This window comes from Burkholderia pyrrocinia (genome assembly GCF_001028665.1).
Lineage (GTDB): Bacteria > Pseudomonadota > Gammaproteobacteria > Burkholderiales > Burkholderiaceae > Burkholderia > Burkholderia pyrrocinia.
Genome location: NZ_CP011503.1, coordinates 475,448 through 491,666 on the forward strand (window position 1 = coordinate 475,448; position 16,219 = coordinate 491,666).

The window sequence follows — 16,219 nt, forward strand, 5'->3', positions numbered from 1 at the left end:
GAGACGTTATGCAACCAGATCAGGTTTTCGGCAGCGTGACACCGCGCTGCCCCTGATACTTGCCGCCGCGATCGGCGTACGACACGTCGCACACTTCGTCGCTCTCGAAGAAGAGCACCTGCGCGACGCCCTCGTTCGCGTAGATCTTCGCGGGCAGCGGCGTGGTATTCGAGAATTCCAGCGTGACGTAGCCTTCCCACTCGGGCTCGAACGGCGTCACGTTGACGATGATCCCGCAGCGCGCATAGGTCGACTTGCCGAGGCAGACCGTCAGCACGGTGCGCGGGATGCGGAAATATTCGACGGTGCGGGCCAGCGCGAACGAGTTCGGCGGGATGATGCACACGTCGCCCTTGAAATCGACAAACGAACCCTCGTCGAAGTTCTTCGGATCGACGATCGTCGAGTTGATGTTCGTGAAGATCTTGAATTCGTCTGCGCAGCGGATGTCGTAGCCGTAGCTCGACGTGCCGTAGCTGACGATCCGGCGGCCGTCCGCGGACTCGCGAACCTGATCGGGCATGAATGGCTCGATCATCTTGTGCTCTTCGGCCATGCGCCGAATCCATTTGTCGGACTTGATACTCATATCGGGGCGCCAGGAAACGCTGCGTGACGGTAAACGAAGGCCGCCGGTTCAAGGCGGCGGCCGGGAAAGGCGCACATTTTACGCGATCATCGGCCCGCGCACGCGGCGGCCGTCAACGGATCACGCCGCAGGCCAGCGCAGGGCCCGCGCCATGGTGCGGGAACGCGGGATCGCTCGGGTCGCGGTGCACCAGCGCCGCGCGGTTCATCGCCGAGCGCACACCGTCGAGGGCCAGATCGGGAGCGACGATGAAGCCGGCCGCGACGCCGTTCGCATCCGCATGGATGTTGCCGAGATCGCCGGCAACGCGAGCGCCCGCGCGCAGGCGGTCGGCGGCCGGCGCGAACACCTGGCCGGCGCTCGAGCCGTCGCCCGCGTTGCAGTCGCCGCGCTCGTGCACCTGCAGCGCATGATCGCTGTTCGGCGGCAGGCCGACCAGGTTGTAGGTGACCTGGACGCCGTCCGGACGCTCGACGAACGTCACCGCGCCGCGCGCCTGCGAGCCGACCGTCGGCTGCAGTTGTGCGTCGGCCCGTTTTTCGTGCGACGAGGAAAAGGAGGTACAGCCGGCCAGCAGGCCCAGCGCGGCGGCGGCCAGCAGCGCGCGCCGCGCGCGGCCGGCGCGTACGCCGTGATGTCGTTGTTTCATTCGATCCTCATGCCGGCTGACGGTCGTTTGACACGACGGTCGCGCCGGGCGGGTAAAGGGACCCGGGAAAAGTCGCCATGATACCGCGCCTCGCGGCGCCGTAAACAGCGTGAGGCCCCGCCCCGCAAGGGTTTTACGTATTTTGAACAACGATCGTCGGGAACTTCGACGTCATGTCGCGCGCGCGCTCGGCAATCGCCAGCGCGACCCCGCGCGCGATGTCGCGGTAGCGACGCGCCAGCGCGCCGTCCGGATCGGCCGCGACCGTCGGCGTGCCGCTGTCGGCCCGCTCGCGGATCGCGATGTCGAGCGGCAGGCTGCCGAGCACGGTCACATCGTAGTCCTTCGCCATCCGCTCGGCCCCGCCGGCGCCGAAGATGTGCTCCTCGTGGCCGCAGTTCGAGCAGATGTGGATGCTCATGTTCTCGACGATGCCGAGGATCGGAATCCCGACCTTCTCGAACATCTTCAGGCCCTTCTTCGCGTCGAGCAGCGCGATGTCCTGCGGCGTCGTGACGATCACCGCGCCCGTGACGGGCACGCGCTGCGCGAGTGTCAGCTGGATGTCGCCGGTGCCGGGCGGCATGTCGACGATCAGGTAGTCGAGCTCGCGCCAGTTGGTCTGGCGCAGCAGCTGTTCGAGCGCGGAGGTCGCCATCGGGCCGCGCCACACCATCGGGTTGTCTTCCTCGATCAGGAAGCCGATCGAGTTCGCCTGCAGCCCGTGGCCGACGAGCGGGTTCATCGACTGGTTGTCGGGCGACTCGGGGCGCTGGCCGTGGATGCCGAGCATCGTCGGCAGCGACGGGCCGTAGATGTCGGCGTCGAGAATGCCGACCGACGCGCCTTCGGCGGCAAGCGCGAGCGCGAGGTTCACGGCCGTCGTGCTCTTGCCGACGCCGCCCTTGCCCGATGCGACCGCGACGATGTTCTTCACGTTCGGCAGCAGCTTCACGCCGCGCTGCACCGTGTGCGCGACGATCTCCTGCGACACCGCGACGCGCGCGTCGCGCACGCCCGGCACGGCCTGGAGCGCCGCCGCGACGCGTGCGCGCACGTCGTCGTGCTGGCTGCGCGCGGGATAGCCGAGCACCACGTCGAGCGTCACGACATCGCCGTCGATCGCGACATTGCGCACGCCCTTGCTCGCCGCATACGGACGGCCGGTATTGGGGTCGACGACAGCCGCCAGCGCGGTGTCGACTTGTGCCCGGTCAATGCTCATCGAAACTCCATGAAAACGTTTTTCTCGCGCGCAAACGTCAAAAAATATCAAATTACGCTGCGAAAATCGGGAAAAGTGAAAGAATCTGTTGCATGCCATTGCGCGAACGCGCGACCCGGCGCACTCTTCGCGTGCGGCATGCTATGGGGCCAAATCGACCCGTAACCGCCTATATTGTAGAGGCTGACGCGTCGCACTGTCCGAACAGCCACGCTGACGGACTGGGCATGCGGCCACCTCGGCGGCTGCCGCGAGCGCTGGCCGGCCTTCCTTTTTTCGGACGGCCCGCGCCGGGAGCCGTAAAACTGTTGTTGTCGTCGTTGTCGACTCGTTCAACCAAGAGAGGAATCCAAGATGAACATGAAAATCGCGACTCGCCTGTCCGTCTTCGCCCTGGCTGGTGCAGTGCTGGCCGGCTGCGCATCGCCGCAAGGCACCAACACGGCCGTCGGTACCGGCACGGGTGCGGCGCTGGGCGCAGGCATCGGCGCACTGGCGGGCGGCGGCAAGGGCGCGGCGATCGGCGCGGGCGTCGGCGCACTGGTCGGCGGAGTGACGGGTTACAACTGGCAGGCGATCAGGAACAAACTCGCGCCGTCGGCAGCGCAAACGGGCACGCAAGTGACCGAGCAGCCGGACGGCTCGCTGAAGCTGAACGTGCCGAGCTCGGTGACGTTCGCGACGAACCAGTACGCGATCACGCCGGCATTCACGCCGCTGCTGAACGATCTGGCGACGACGCTGAACCAGAACCCGCAAGTGACGGCATCGGTCGTCGGCTACACGGACAGCACGGGCTCGGCGCAGCTGAACCAGACGCTGTCGCAGAACCGCGCGCAAAGCGTCGTGAACGCGCTCGCGCAGCGCGGCGTCAACAGCGGCCGCCTGTCGGCGCAAGGCATGGGCCCGTCGAACCCGATCGCGGACAACGCGACCGAAGCCGGCCGCGCACAGAACCGCCGCGTCGAAATCTACCTGCGCGCAGCGCAGGCGCAGTAAGCACGCGACGAGGGGAAGGCGCGGGCGAACCGCCCGCGCAACCCCGCCGGACAAGGCTTCCGTCGGGGCCGGTAACAAATCGAAAAAAATTTCGAACTTCCGTCGCGGGCCGTGGTCAGTATTTACGGTACGCGGCTGGTGTTGCCGGCGCGTCACCATTCTCCTCTTGTCGTTGTTGCTCCGGGGCTGTATCCGCCCCGGTTTTTTTTGCCCGCAGAATTCGTGCTGCAATGCAGCAGCAGCATCGGGCGCGCCGTTTGCGCGGCCCCGCCCGTTCCGGCGCCCGCTGCGCGGCGCCGCCCGCCTCCCCGCCCCGCGCCCCTGCTAGAATCGCAGTTTCCCGTCGTATTTCCGCCGTTCCTCTACAGACCCTATGTCCGCATCCGACCTCACTTCCGTGCAGGCTGCGGCGCCGCAAGGCGACCGCCAGATCCTCGTTACGTCCGCACTGCCCTATGCCAACGGGCAGATCCACATCGGCCACCTGGTCGAGTACATCCAGACCGACATCTGGGTGCGGACGCTGCGAATGCACGGCCATGAGGTCTACTACATCGGCGCCGACGACACGCACGGCACGCCGATCATGCTGCGCGCGGAGAAGGAAGGCCTGAGCCCGAAGCAGTTGATCGACCGCGTCTGGACCGAGCACAAGCGCGACTTCGACAGCTTCGGCGTGTCGTTCGACAATTTCTACACGACCGACTCGGACGAGAACCGCGTGCTGAGCGAGCAGATCTACCTCGCGCTGCGGGAAGCCGGCCTGATCGCCGAGCGCGAGATCGAGCAGGCGTACGACCCCGTCAAGGAAATGTTCCTGCCGGACCGCTTCATCAAGGGCGAGTGCCCGAAGTGCCACGCGAAGGACCAGTACGGCGACAACTGCGAGGTGTGCGGCTCGACCTACCTGCCGACCGAATTGCTGAACCCGTATTCGGTCGTGTCGGGCGCGACGCCGGTGCGCAAGACGTCGAAGCACTACTTCTTCCGCCTGTCCGACCCGCGCTGCGAGACGTTCCTGCGCGAATGGGTGAGCGGCCTCGCACAGCCCGAAGCGACCAACAAGATGCGCGAATGGCTCGGCGACGCTGGCGAGGCCAAGCTCGCCGACTGGGACATCTCGCGTGACGCGCCGTACTTCGGCTTCGAGATCCCGGGCGCGCCCGGCAAGTATTTCTACGTGTGGCTCGACGCGCCGGTCGGCTACTACGCGAGCTTCAAGAACCTGTGCGACCGCAACGGCATCGACTTCGATGCGTGGATCCGCCCGGGCGCGAAGGCCGAGCAGTACCACTTCATCGGCAAGGACATCCTGTACTTCCACACGCTGTTCTGGCCCGCGATGCTCGAGTTCTCGGGCCACCGCACGCCGACCAACGTGTTCGCGCACGGCTTCCTGACGGTCGACGGCGCGAAGATGTCGAAGTCGCGCGGCACGTTCATCACCGCGCAGAGCTACATCGACACGGGCCTGAACCCCGAATGGCTGCGCTACTACTTCGCCGCGAAGCTGAACGCGACGATGGAAGACATCGACCTGAACCTCGACGACTTCCAGGCGCGCGTGAACAGCGACCTCGTCGGCAAGTACGTGAACATCGCGAGCCGCGCGGCCGGCTTCCTGATCAAGCGCTTCGACGGCCGCGTGCAGGACAGCGCGATGAACCATCCGCTCGTCGCGAAGCTGCGCGATGCGATTCCCGCGATCGCCGCGAACTACGAAGCACGCGAATACAGCCGCGCGCTGCGCCACACGATGGAGCTCGCGGACGACGTGAACGCATACGTCGACGGCGCGAAGCCGTGGGAGCTCGCGAAGGATCCGGCCAACGCGGTCGCGCTGCACGAAACCTGCAGCGTGAGCCTCGAGGCCTTCCGCCTGCTGTCGCTCGCGCTGAAGCCGGTGATGCCGCGCGTCGCCGAATCCGTCGAGGCGTTCTTCGGGATTGCGCCGCTCACGTGGTCCGATGCCGCGAAGCCGCTGTCGTCGGAACAGCCGATCAAGGCGTACCAGCACCTGATGACGCGCGTCGACCCGAAGCAGATCGACGCGCTGCTCGCCGCGAACCGCGATTCGCTGCAGGCCGAGACGACCGGCGCGGCCGCCGCGGGTGCGAACGCCGCGAAGGACGCAAAGGATGCGAAGAACGCCAAGGCGAACGCGAAGCCGGCCGTCGTGAACGGCGCCGACGATGCACCCATCTCGATCGATGATTTCGCGAAGATCGACCTGCGCATCGCGAAGATCGTCGCGTGCCAGGCCGTCGAAGGCTCGGACAAGCTGCTGCAGCTCACGCTCGACATCGGCGAGGAAAAGACCCGCAACGTGTTCTCGGGCATCAAGTCCGCGTACCAGCCCGAACAGCTCGTCGGCAAGCTGACGGTGATGGTCGCGAACCTCGCGCCGCGCAAGATGAAGTTCGGCCTGTCCGAAGGGATGGTGCTCGCGGCGTCGGCAACCGACGAAAAGGCCGAGCCGGGCCTCTACATCCTCGAGCCGCACAGCGGCGCGAAGCCCGGCATGCGCGTGAAGTAAGCCGAGCCGAGCGCGCCGCCGCTTGCACGAACAAGGCCCCGCACGATGCGTGCGGGGCCTTTTTATATGAGCGCGGCGCGATGCGCGCCCGCCGTCACCGTTGACTGAACCAGCGGTCGAAGCGCCGCGTGTAATTCAGGTCGACGCCCTGGAACGTGCCGCCGTACGCGGACACCGACCAGAAGCGCGTCAGGTTGATCGTTGCCTTGAATGCGTTGCTCGCCGACTGCAGGCCCTGCTCGAAGCCGAGCACGAAGCGCTCGTTGATCGCCTTCGACACCTGCACGACCTGCGGGTCGGTCAGGCCGACATCGCTGCGGCCGATCGAGAACTCGTCGAGGCCGAAGGTCTGCGCGACGCGCTTGCCGGTCACGCTGCCGAGCAGCCCAAGCGCCGCCGTCATCGTCCCCTGCTGGCCGACGTTGTTGCCCTGGTCGGTGCCGTGCCCGAACAGCAGCCACGACAGCTTTTCGTTGTCGGTGACGTTCGGCTCCGACACGAGCTTGACCGTCAGCGACTGGATCGTGCCCGTCACCTGCACGCCGGCCTCGACCTCCTGGTTGCGCCGCATCGCGAGGATGTTGACGCCCGGGTTCGACACGGGCCCGTTGAACGTGAAGAAGCCGTTCTCGATCGCGAGCTTGCGGCCGAACGACGTGTACGTCGACCCTTCGGTCACGCGCACGTTGCCGACCGCGCGCAGCGGCACGCCCGGCGCGCTCATCACTGTGATCGTGCCGCGCAGGCCGAGATCCGCACCGTGGCCCTTGAAGCGGAAGTTGTTGCCGAGGCCGATGTCGATGTTCGCGCGCGGCGCGAGCGACGGCGCCGGCTTGTCCGCGGCCGCCTGCGGCTTCGCCACCGCGGTGCCCGTCGGCGTCTCGCCGCGCACCGTGCCGTCCGGCTGCACGATCACGACATCGTCGGACAGGTGCGGCGCAGATTCCTCGGGCAGGTCGAACAGCGCACGGTCGACGACGAACTTGCCGTCGATCGACAGCGCGCCGCGCGGCCCGTCGTTCGCGACGGTCGCCTTGCCCGACAGCGACAGCTTGCGGTCCGGCGCCGCGAACAGTTCGAGCTTGTCCGCGACGATACTCGCGGTCAGGTCGGGCGCCTCGCCGTCGAGGCGCACGCGGCCGAGCGCGCGCAGCGTGCCGTCGCCGCCGTGGAATTCGACCTGCTGGAATTCGACGAGGTTTTCCGCGAGCTTCACGCGCACGATGCCGTCCTTCAGTTGCACGCCCTGGTCGACGAGCGTCGCGGACAGGTCGTCGCCCGTCAGCATCCCCGACAGGTTCGGCTTCGCCGGCGTGCCGGCGACCGTCAGCTTCAGCGCCGCGCGCCCGCCGAGCAGGTAGCTCGGCCCGAACAGGTTGCCGGTCGTCTTCAGCGCCGGGAGGTCGGCGTCGATGCGGCCCGACAGCGCGCCGTCGTCGACGACCCCGAACATGCCGTCGCGCAGCGCAAACGGCACCGTGACGTTTGCGTCGAGCGTGCCGATCCGGTTCGCCTTCGCAAGCGCCGTCACGTTGAGCCGGTTGCCGGGCGCGAAGCTTGCGCGCGCGGACAGGTCGGTCAGGCCGAGCGACGCGATCCCGCGCCCGCTCTCGATCGTCACGTCGCCGCCGCGGCGCTTCACCTGCACGTAGCCCGTCGCGTTCGCGCCGAGCGAGAAATCCCAGTCGGCATCGAGCACGACGTCGGTACGCAACGGCGGCCGCTGGCCCGTCAGCTCCTGGCGGACCTCGAGGAAACGTGCGACCGACGCGCCGCTCACGGAGCCTGCCGAGCGCATCTGGCCGTGATCGAACACGAACGACTTCAGGTCGATCGCCGCGCCTTCGAGCGTGAGCCGCGTCGCGCCGAGCGTCACGCGGCCGGCGCCGGCCGACACGGTGAGCGGCGCCTGCAGCGCGACGGCCGGCGTGCCGCGGTTCGCAAGACGCGTGACGGTGCCGTCCCAGCGCATTCCGTCGCGGTTCTCCACCACGCCGCCGTTCGCCGCGAGCGTCACGTCGATCACGCGGCCGCCGGCCGTCCCGAGCGCCGATGCGTCGAGCGTGTGCTTCGCGCGCGTGCCGTCGAGATTCGCGCGCAGCGATTTCAGCTTCAGCGAGCCGAGCGCGATGTCGGTCGCGTCGGCCGTGAACACGAGCGCACCGTGCGCGCCGTCGCGGATGTCCGCACGGCCGTGCGCGGCGCCGATCCGGTTCGATCCGACGACGACGTGCTCGGCCTTGTAGGTGGCCGTCACGTTCGGATGCGCGAAGCTGCCCGTCAGGTCGCCCTGCGCCTGCACCAACCCTTCGACGCCGAAGCCGAGCCGCTCGAGCTGCGGCGCGTCGATGACGAAGCGCAGCCGGTCGCCGGGCGCGCCGAAGCTGCCGCGCAAATCGACGTGGTTACCTGCGATCGACAGGTTCGCGTTGCTCGGCAGGATCCGCGAGCCGGCAAGCTGCACGACGCCGGCACCGGTCAGCGGCACGCCGTCGTACAGGCTGTCGCCGAGCTTGAACGTCGCCTTCGTCGACACCTGCGGCGCAAACGCGCCCGACGCGGTCAGCGTGCCCGACACGCGCGTCTCGCCGCGCCTGGCCGGCGCCGCTGCGTTGGCGGCCGCCTTGCCACCGGCCTTCGGCGCACTCATCGCGGCGAGCAGCAGCGGATCGAACGCCGTCAGCGTCGCCTTCGCGTCATAGCTCGAATGCGCGTCGTGGCGGAACACACCCGTCAGGTCGATACGGCCCTTGGCCACAGTCACGCGCGCGTCGGTCAGCACCGTCTGCTGCGGCGTCAGCGCGACCTTCGCGCGCGCGCCGAGCGCGAGCTTCGGGTCGTTCAGGTTGAAGTCGACAGTCGTCACGTCGCCCGCGAGCGTCACGCCGAGCGGGCCGCCCAGGCGCATCGGCCGCAGCTCGGCGACGAATGCGTTCAGGTCGAGGTTCGCGACCTTCAGGTCGAAGCGGCCCTTGCCGCCCGTCAGCGTGCCGTTGCCCGTCACGCTGCCGTCGCGGATCAGTTTCAGCGCGAGATCGTCGATCCGCTGCGCGTGCGCGTCGAGATGCACGTTCGCGTGCGCGTCGAGCACCGGCAGCAGGTGGTCGCCGAGCGTGCCGGGCTTCGCGTTGACGATCGACACGGGGCCTGTCACCGCGAAACCCTTCGCCGGTGCGGCGCCGGCCGGCGCGGTCACGGGCGCGAGCTCCGCGCGCACCGCGAGATCGGCGGCCGGTGCGCCGGGTGCGAGCGCCTGCGGATTCACGTGATCGAACGCGAGCGACGCGCGCGTGAGCGGCACCGCGCCGAATGGCGCGGCCTCGACGTGCGCGCGCCCGCTCAGCTTCATCCCGCTCGCGTCGACGTCCGCAACCAGCGCCTCGAGCGAACCCGATACGCGGGCCCGCGCGTCGACCGGCTCGTCGGACAGCTTGCCCGCGTAGGTGGCTTCGCCCGTCAGCGCGAACGGCTTCACGCCGTCGAGCTTCGCGCGTGCGGTCAGCGCGCCGTACGGCGTATCGATGCTGTCGAGCGCGAGTTCATGGTGACGGCCGTCGCTGCGGCCGTTCAGCGCGATATGGTCGAGCTGCGTCGTCGAACCGCCGTCGTGGATCGCGAGGCGATCGACGCGCAGGTCGTCGATCCGCAACTGCAGCGGCAGGCTCAGGTCCTGCGGTGTCGTGCTCGGCGTCGACGGTCCCGGCGCGATCCGCACGTCGATCGTGCCCGCGCGAAGATAGGCGATGGACAGCCGCCACGGCGCGCGAGTCAGCGCCCAGCGGCCCGCGATCCGGTCGATGCGCACTTCCGTGCCCGCCCCGCCGGGGCTCGTCCATGCGAAGTCGCGCAGCCGCACGCCGGTCGCCAGCGTTCCGCCGTCGAGCGTGCCGGCGAGCTGCCCGCCGAGCACGCGCACGGCCGCCTGCCACGCGAGCCGCGTGCCGCGCTCGGTCGTCGCCGCGGCCAGTATCAGCCCCACCGCCAGCACGACGAGCAGCACGACGGTCGCGAGCGTCCACGCGACGACGCGCACCGCGCGTCCGCGGCGCGGCGCGCGCGGCGGCGCGTCGGGCGCGCCGTCGGGCGAGTCCGGGTCGTGAGGCGGCGGCGTGTCGTTCGGGTCCTTCGTCATGCGGTTTGTCGTGGATGAAGCGGTACGTTCAGAAAGCGATGCCGAGCGTCAGGTACGGGCGCACGCTGTGGTTGCGCAACCCGTACGCGACGTCGACGTTGATCGGGCCGACCGGGCTGCGCCAGCGCGCACCGATGCCGACGCCCGGATAAAACACCTTCTCGCCCCACGCGTCGGTCGCGGTGCCGATGTCGAAGAACGTCGCGGCGCCCCAGTCGCGGTTGAACCAGTGCTGGTATTCGGCGGTGCCCGTCATCAGGTACTTGGTCGGCAAAACGGAGCCGTCGACGCTGTTGCCGATGCTCTGGTAACCGTAACCGCGCACCGAGTTCGAGCCGCCCGCGCGGAACAGCAGCGACGCCGGCACGCCGGTCGAGCTGCCGCTCGTGAACACGCCGCCCAGCTCCGCGCGGAACACGAACAGGTCGCGCTTGCCGACCGGCAGGTATTGCTGGCCGCGCGCGTAACCGCGGATGAAGGTCTGGTCGGTCGCCACGCCCTTGACTGCGAAGCCGGCCTCCGCGTGGATCAGGTTGCCCGAGCGCGGAAACAGCGGATCGTCGACATTGCGGCGCGTCCAGGCCCATTGCGGCACGAGCGCGCGGCTCGTGGTCGGCCCCGCGCCGTTCTGGTCGAGCCGGTCCTGGTAGTACGTCAGCGAATACGCATAGTCGATGAACTGGCCGGTGCGCGTGCGCTGCACGCCGACCCGCGCGCTGTAGATGCGCGTGTCCGACACGTTGGTATTCGTATAGGACGCGAGCACGCTGTTGGTCCATCCTTTCTCGCCCGGCGGCATCGACAGCTGGACCTGCCCGTACTGCTGGATCTGGTCGAGCCGGCCCGACACGGTCAGCGGCCACGCGGCGCCGAACGTGTCGAGATACGTATAGGAGCCCTGCACGTGCGGCCCGGTATCGGTTGCGAAACCGACACCGCCGCGGATGTTGTTGTACGGGAACTCGCTGACCTTCACGTGCACGGGCGTGCGCTCGGGCTTCGCCGTATCGTCGCCGACGTCGATCGCGACGCTCGCGTAGTACGGCGTGTTCTGCAACTGCCGCTGCAGTTCGGTGATCCGCTGCACGTCGTAGATCTCGCCTTCCGACAGCGGATTGACGTTCGTGACGATCTTCTCGGGATAACGACGCACGCCGTCGACATCGACCTTGCCGATCGTGAACGTCGGCCCGCTGTCGAACGTGACCGCGAGCGTCGCGCGCTGCGTGCGCGGGTCGATGCGCGCCTCGGACGACACGATCTTCGCGCCGAGATAGCGGCGCGACTGCAGTTGCCTGAGCGCCGCGCCCTTCGCGCCGTCCCAGTCGGACTGCGTGAACGGGTCGCCCGGTTTCATCGAGAACGCGAAACGGGTCGCGGCCTCCTGCTTCGGATCCTCGGTGTCGACGGGGCCCTTGAACGTCAGGTCGACCGTCGACACGACGGTCTGCGGCCCCGGATCGACCGCGATGCGCACGTCGCGCTTGCCGCTGCGCGTGCGCACGTCGGTGCGCACGACCGGCGAGAAATAACCGGCCGTCGCGGTCAGGTCGCGCACCTGCTGCGGCGTGGCGGTCACGAGGAACTCGAACTGGTCTTCGCTGATGTCGTCGCGCTTCGCGAAGCGTGCAATATCGAGATGCGACTTGAGCAGCTTGCGGACCGAGCGCGGCGCGTCGATGTCGACGTCGTACTTCGCGTGGGCCGGCAGCGCGAAGAACGCGGCGATGCAACCCGCGAGGGCCGCCCGTGCGGCGCGGGCCGCGGTGCCGGCGAGATTGCGTGCCGCGCGCGGGCCTGCGTCATGCGCCGTGAGTGCTTGCTGGTTCGACTGCCCCGCCAAATATGACCTCGCCCTCGGTTGTCACGGTTTCGTGGAAACCCTGTATTTGACCACAGGGCAGCGGCGATGCCCGCACGCGCGAGGCTTTGACGCTTGCGCGCAACGGCGCGCGCACGGGCCCGGACCGCGTCGCCGCAGGTGCGCGCCCGCGGATTCGACGCGCGATTGGCGCCGGCCGTTCCCGCGATGCGGTAAAATCCCGCCATCGCGAATCCGGCGCATCGTGCGCCGCCCGAAACGGAAAATCCAGCCATGCCGTACCAGTCCGACGTCACGCAGTTCCTGAACCAGCTCAAGCAACAGAAGCCGACGCTCGAGGAAGAGCAGCGCAAAGGCCGTTCGCTGCTGTGGGACAAGCAGCCGATCGACCTCGAAGAGCGCGACGAGCAGCAGGAATCGGGCGTGAAGCAAACGTCGTACGTCTACTACCAGAACTTCTGACGACGTGAGCGCCGCCGACGAGGCCAGCGCCGCCCGGCAGGACGACGCGATCGCCGCGCCCGCGGGCGCCGATTCGACGCCCGACACGGTCGACGGTGTCGCGGCGTTCGCTCGCCTGTACGGCGAGCCGCTCTTCAAGCTGCCGCAGGATCTCTACATCCCGCCCGACGCGCTCGAGATCTTCCTCGAGACGTTCGAAGGCCCGCTCGACCTGCTGCTGTACCTGATCCGCAAGCAGAACTTCAACGTGCTCGACATCCCGATGGCGCAGGTCACCGCGCAATATCTGGGCTATGTCGACCAGATCCGCACGTCGAACCTCGAGCTGGCCGCCGAATACCTGCTGATGGCCGCGATGCTGATCGAGATCAAGTCGCGGATGCTGCTGCCGGTCAAGAAGGCCGACACCGGCGACGAGGCGGAAGATCCGCGTGCCGAACTCGTGCGCCGCCTGCTCGAATACGAGCAGATGAAGCTCGCCGCGCAGCGCCTCGACCGGTTGCCGCAGCTCGGCCGCGACTTCCTGCGCGCCGACGTCTACATCGAGCAAAGCATCACGCCGCGTTTCCCCGACGTGAACTCGGACGACCTGCGCGCCGCGTGGGCCGACGTGCTCAAGCGCGCGAAGCTCGTCCAGCACCACAAGATCTCCCGCGAGGAACTGTCGGTGCGCGAACACATGAGCCTGATCCTGCGCCGGCTGCAGAACGCGCGCTTCATGGAGTTCGCCGACCTGTTCGACACGTCGCGCGGCGTACCGGTCGTCGTCGTGAACTTCATCGCGATGCTCGAACTCGCGCGCGAATCGCTCGTCGAGATCACGCAGCCCGAGCCGTTCGCGCCGATCTACGTGCGCCTCGCATACCTCCCCGCGTAAGACCCGCGCCCGCCCGTCCCGCTTTCCCGATTCATCCCGACGCTCGCCGCTTCGCCGCGGCGGGCGGCCGCGCCCCCGGGTCGTGGTTCGTTTCCGGCACGCCCGATTAAAAAGTGAACGATCGTTCTCTTTTCGATGCGTTTGGCGGCCAAATCCTCTACAATCCGCCGACGCCCGATGCGCCGCCCGCGCGCCGGCGTTCTCCGCTTCGACCCCGACGCCGCCGCTGCGGCGCCAACGCGCGCATGCGCGAGGAACCCGCTACCCGATCATGAAAGTCATCAGCTCGATCCATGAACTGCGCGACCAGTTGCGCGGACAGAACCGCACGGCGTTCGTGCCGACGATGGGCAACCTGCACGAAGGGCACCTGTCGCTGATGCGCCTTGCGCGCCAGCACGGCGACCCGGTCGTGGCGAGCATCTTCGTCAACCGGCTGCAGTTCGGCCCGAACGAGGATTTCGACAAGTATCCGCGCACGCTGCAGGACGATATCGAGAAGCTGCAGAAGGAAAACGTCTACGTGCTGTTCGCGCCGACCGAGCGCGACATGTACCCGGAACCGCAGGAATACCGCGTGCTTCCGCCGGACGATCTCGGCGGGATCCTCGAAGGTGAATTCCGGCCCGGTTTCTTCACCGGCGTGTGCACGGTCGTGTCGAAGCTGATGGCCTGCGTGCAGCCGCGCGTCGCCGTGTTCGGCAAGAAGGACTACCAGCAGCTGATGATCGTGCGCCGCATGTGCCATCAGCTCGCGCTGCCGGTCGACATCATCGCCGCCGAAACCGTGCGCGACGAGGACGGCCTCGCGCTGTCGTCGCGCAACCGCTACCTGTCGGCCGACGAGCGCCGGGAAGCGCCCGAACTCGCGAAGACGCTGCAGCGCATGCGCGAAAGCGTACTCGGCGGCGAGCGCGACCTCGGCAAGCTCGAGCAACTGGCGCGCACGCACCTGGCCGAGCGCGGCTGGGCGCCCGACTACCTGTCGATCCGCCGCCGCGCGAACCTGATCGCGCCGAGTGCCGCCGAACTCGAAGCCGGCGAGCCGCTCGTCGTGCTCGCGGCCGCGAAGCTCGGCGCGACGCGCCTCATCGACAACCTGGAAATCTGACGGGCCGCCCGCCCGCGCCTCTCACGACGCATCACGGAGACACCATGCAGCGCCACATGCTCAAATCGAAGATCCACCGCGCGGCAGTCACGCACTGCGAGCTGCACTACGAAGGCTCGTGCGCGATCGACGAAGACCTGCTCGAAGCGTCGAACATCGTCGAAAACGAACGGATCGACATCTGGAACATCAACAACGGCGAGCGCTTCTCGACGTACGCGATCAAGGGCGAGCGCGGCAGCGGGATGATCTCGCTGAACGGCTCGGCCGCGCGCCGTGCGCAGCTCGGCGACCTCGTGATCATCGCGGCATTCGCAATGGTCGACGAAGCCGAACTGCAGGCCGGCTGGAAGCCGAAGCTCGTGTTCATCGACGACGGCAACAAGATCAAGGGCCACCGCGATCACGTCCCGACGCAGAACTGGACGTAACCCGAGCGGCCGCCCGCGTGCCGTGGCGCGCGGGCGCGGCTGCGCCGCTTGCGGTCGAAGGGCCGGATCCCGTTCGGCACGGGATCCGGCCCTTTCTCATTTTGTCGTGCATCGGCCCGACGGCCGCGCGATCAGGACGCCTTGGCGACCTTCTCCGTCTTCTCGGCCTTCGGCACGCGGCGCTCGGCCCATTCGACGATCGGCCGCCACTGTTCGAGATCCTTGTCGACCCGGCTCTTCGCGACGTCCCACAGCGTGAGGCCGTGCGCGGCGATCTGCACGTAATTCTGCGTGTCGCGCACGTAGCCGAGCACCGGCAGGCCGAGCCCTTCGACGAAGCGGTGCAGCTGGTCGGACGAGCGCGTGCGCGCATCGACCCGCATCCCGACGATCCCGACCTCGACGTTGCCCTTGCGCATGGCCTTCTCGCCGGCGAGGCGCTCCAGAAACTGCTGGGTCGCGAGAATATCGAACATCGACGGCTGCAGCGGCACGATCACCTTGTCGGCCAGTTGCAGCGCGACGCCGAGCCGGTTGCCGTGCAGGCCGGCCGGCGTATCGATCACCGCATATTCGAGGCCGCGCGGCGGCTTCGACGGCGCGTCCGGATCGAGATCCCACGCCTCGATTGCCGGCAAGCCAGCCGGCCGCAGGTCGAGCCACGCGTGCGCGGACTGCTGCCGGTCCAGGTCGGCGAGCGCGACCCACGCGCCCTGCGCCGCGAAATAGCCGGCAAGATTGGTGGACAACGTGCTCTTCCCCACGCCGCCCTTCGGATTCGCCACCACGATCACCGTCATGAATTCCCCCGAAAATGCCACGCGGCGCCGGCCGCATGGCTGGCGCCGCTCGATTGCGGATACAGGGAGCGATGATATCGGCAAACGGGGGATCACCGGAACGGGTTGCGCCGAACCGTGTGTCGCTCACGCGCCCGTCATGCGCGCTGAACCGCGGCCTCCCGTGCACCGATCGCGAACGCGCCACCGCCCAGCAGTGCCTGCACGGCAAGCGTGACGGCCCAGAACGCCGGATATTCCCAGCCGCCGTTCGGCGACGAGAAGCTCCAGCCGTTCGGCAGATGCGCGGCCGTTGCGCCGAGCATGAACGGCAGCAGCGCGAGCGCGGCGACGCGCACGCGGAAGCCCGCGAGCAGCGCAAGGCCGCCGGCCAGTTCGACGAACGTCGTCAGGTACGCGAGCCAGCCCGGCAGGCCGATCGACGCGAAGAACTGCGCGGCGCCGGGCAACGTGAAGACGAACACCTTCTGCGCGACGTGCGCGAGGTACAGCACGCCGAGCGCGACGCGCAGCAGCGTCGCGGCGAAATCGTTCAGGCGATTGGGGGTCATGGCGGATTCCTTCGTGAGTGGATGAGAATGCACCC

Annotated in this window: 13 protein-coding genes; 6 read left to right on the forward strand and 7 right to left on the reverse strand. The window is 68.2% G+C overall.

All coding sequences use genetic code 11. The features are described from left to right. Positions 1-19 precede the first annotated feature (19 nt). From dcd to apbC, 3 genes are all read right to left on the reverse strand, one after another. Positions 20-589 carry a dCTP deaminase gene (dcd, locus tag ABD05_RS02205; RefSeq protein ID WP_047898759.1) on the reverse strand — a complete coding sequence of 190 codons (570 nt, stop codon included), beginning with the start codon at positions 587-589 and terminating at the stop codon, positions 20-22. Between the two features lie 112 nt (positions 590-701). After that, positions 702-1,238: a superoxide dismutase [Cu-Zn] gene (gene sodC, locus ABD05_RS02210; protein WP_047898760.1), complete on the reverse strand. Its 537-nt coding sequence runs from the start codon at positions 1,236-1,238 to the stop codon at positions 702-704. A gap of 133 nt (positions 1,239-1,371) precedes the next feature. Then, the gene (gene apbC / locus ABD05_RS02215; protein WP_047898761.1) at positions 1,372-2,463 is read right to left on the reverse strand and encodes an iron-sulfur cluster carrier protein ApbC; all 1,092 of its coding nucleotides are present in this window, start codon (positions 2,461-2,463) and stop codon (positions 1,372-1,374) included. Between the two features lie 354 nt (positions 2,464-2,817). Here apbC and ABD05_RS02220 point away from each other — a divergent pair, with 354 nt between their 5' ends. Both ABD05_RS02220 and metG read left to right on the forward strand, forming a co-directional pair. Then, the gene (locus tag ABD05_RS02220; RefSeq protein ID WP_047898762.1) at positions 2,818-3,462 is read left to right on the forward strand and encodes a YiaD family glycine zipper/OmpA-like lipoprotein; all 645 of its coding nucleotides are present in this window, start codon (positions 2,818-2,820) and stop codon (positions 3,460-3,462) included. Positions 3,463-3,835: 373 nt separating this feature from the next. Continuing rightward, the gene (gene metG / locus ABD05_RS02225) at positions 3,836-5,998 is read left to right on the forward strand and encodes a methionine--tRNA ligase (RefSeq protein WP_047898763.1); all 2,163 of its coding nucleotides are present in this window, start codon (positions 3,836-3,838) and stop codon (positions 5,996-5,998) included. Between the two features lie 94 nt (positions 5,999-6,092). Here the strand turns inward: metG and ABD05_RS02230 are convergent, their stop codons facing one another. Beyond that, positions 6,093-10,130, reverse strand: a complete 4,038-nt coding sequence (locus ABD05_RS02230) for a translocation/assembly module TamB domain-containing protein (protein ID WP_047898764.1) — start codon at positions 10,128-10,130, stop codon at positions 6,093-6,095. A 28-nt stretch (positions 10,131-10,158) separates the two neighbouring features. Beyond that, positions 10,159-11,973 (reverse strand): autotransporter assembly complex protein TamA, encoded by a 1,815-nt coding sequence (locus tag ABD05_RS02235; RefSeq protein ID WP_047898765.1) that lies wholly within the window; start codon positions 11,971-11,973, stop codon positions 10,159-10,161. Positions 11,974-12,225: 252 nt separating this feature from the next. Here ABD05_RS02235 and ABD05_RS02240 point away from each other — a divergent pair, with 252 nt between their 5' ends. The 4 genes from ABD05_RS02240 (at position 12,226) to panD (ending at position 14,833) form a co-directional block, all read left to right on the forward strand. Then, positions 12,226-12,414 (forward strand): DUF3460 family protein, encoded by a 189-nt coding sequence (locus ABD05_RS02240; protein WP_047898766.1) that lies wholly within the window; start codon positions 12,226-12,228, stop codon positions 12,412-12,414. Positions 12,415-12,418: 4 nt separating this feature from the next. Further along, the gene (locus ABD05_RS02245; RefSeq protein ID WP_047898767.1) at positions 12,419-13,291 is read left to right on the forward strand and encodes a segregation and condensation protein A; all 873 of its coding nucleotides are present in this window, start codon (positions 12,419-12,421) and stop codon (positions 13,289-13,291) included. Positions 13,292-13,562: 271 nt separating this feature from the next. Further along, positions 13,563-14,402 carry a pantoate--beta-alanine ligase gene (panC, locus tag ABD05_RS02250; RefSeq protein ID WP_047898768.1) on the forward strand — a complete coding sequence of 280 codons (840 nt, stop codon included), beginning with the start codon at positions 13,563-13,565 and terminating at the stop codon, positions 14,400-14,402. A 44-nt stretch (positions 14,403-14,446) separates the two neighbouring features. Next, positions 14,447-14,833: an aspartate 1-decarboxylase gene (gene panD / locus ABD05_RS02255; protein ID WP_031398432.1), complete on the forward strand. Its 387-nt coding sequence runs from the start codon at positions 14,447-14,449 to the stop codon at positions 14,831-14,833. 131 nt (positions 14,834-14,964) lie between these two features. Here panD and ABD05_RS02260 read toward each other — a convergent pair whose 3' ends face one another. Continuing rightward, on the reverse strand, positions 14,965-15,633 hold the full coding sequence (locus tag ABD05_RS02260) for a ParA family protein (RefSeq protein WP_047901042.1): 669 nt from the start codon (positions 15,631-15,633) through the stop codon (positions 14,965-14,967). Positions 15,634-15,770: 137 nt separating this feature from the next. Further along, the gene (locus ABD05_RS02265; protein ID WP_047898769.1) at positions 15,771-16,184 is read right to left on the reverse strand and encodes a DoxX family protein; all 414 of its coding nucleotides are present in this window, start codon (positions 16,182-16,184) and stop codon (positions 15,771-15,773) included. Between the last annotated feature and the right edge of the window lie 35 nt (positions 16,185-16,219).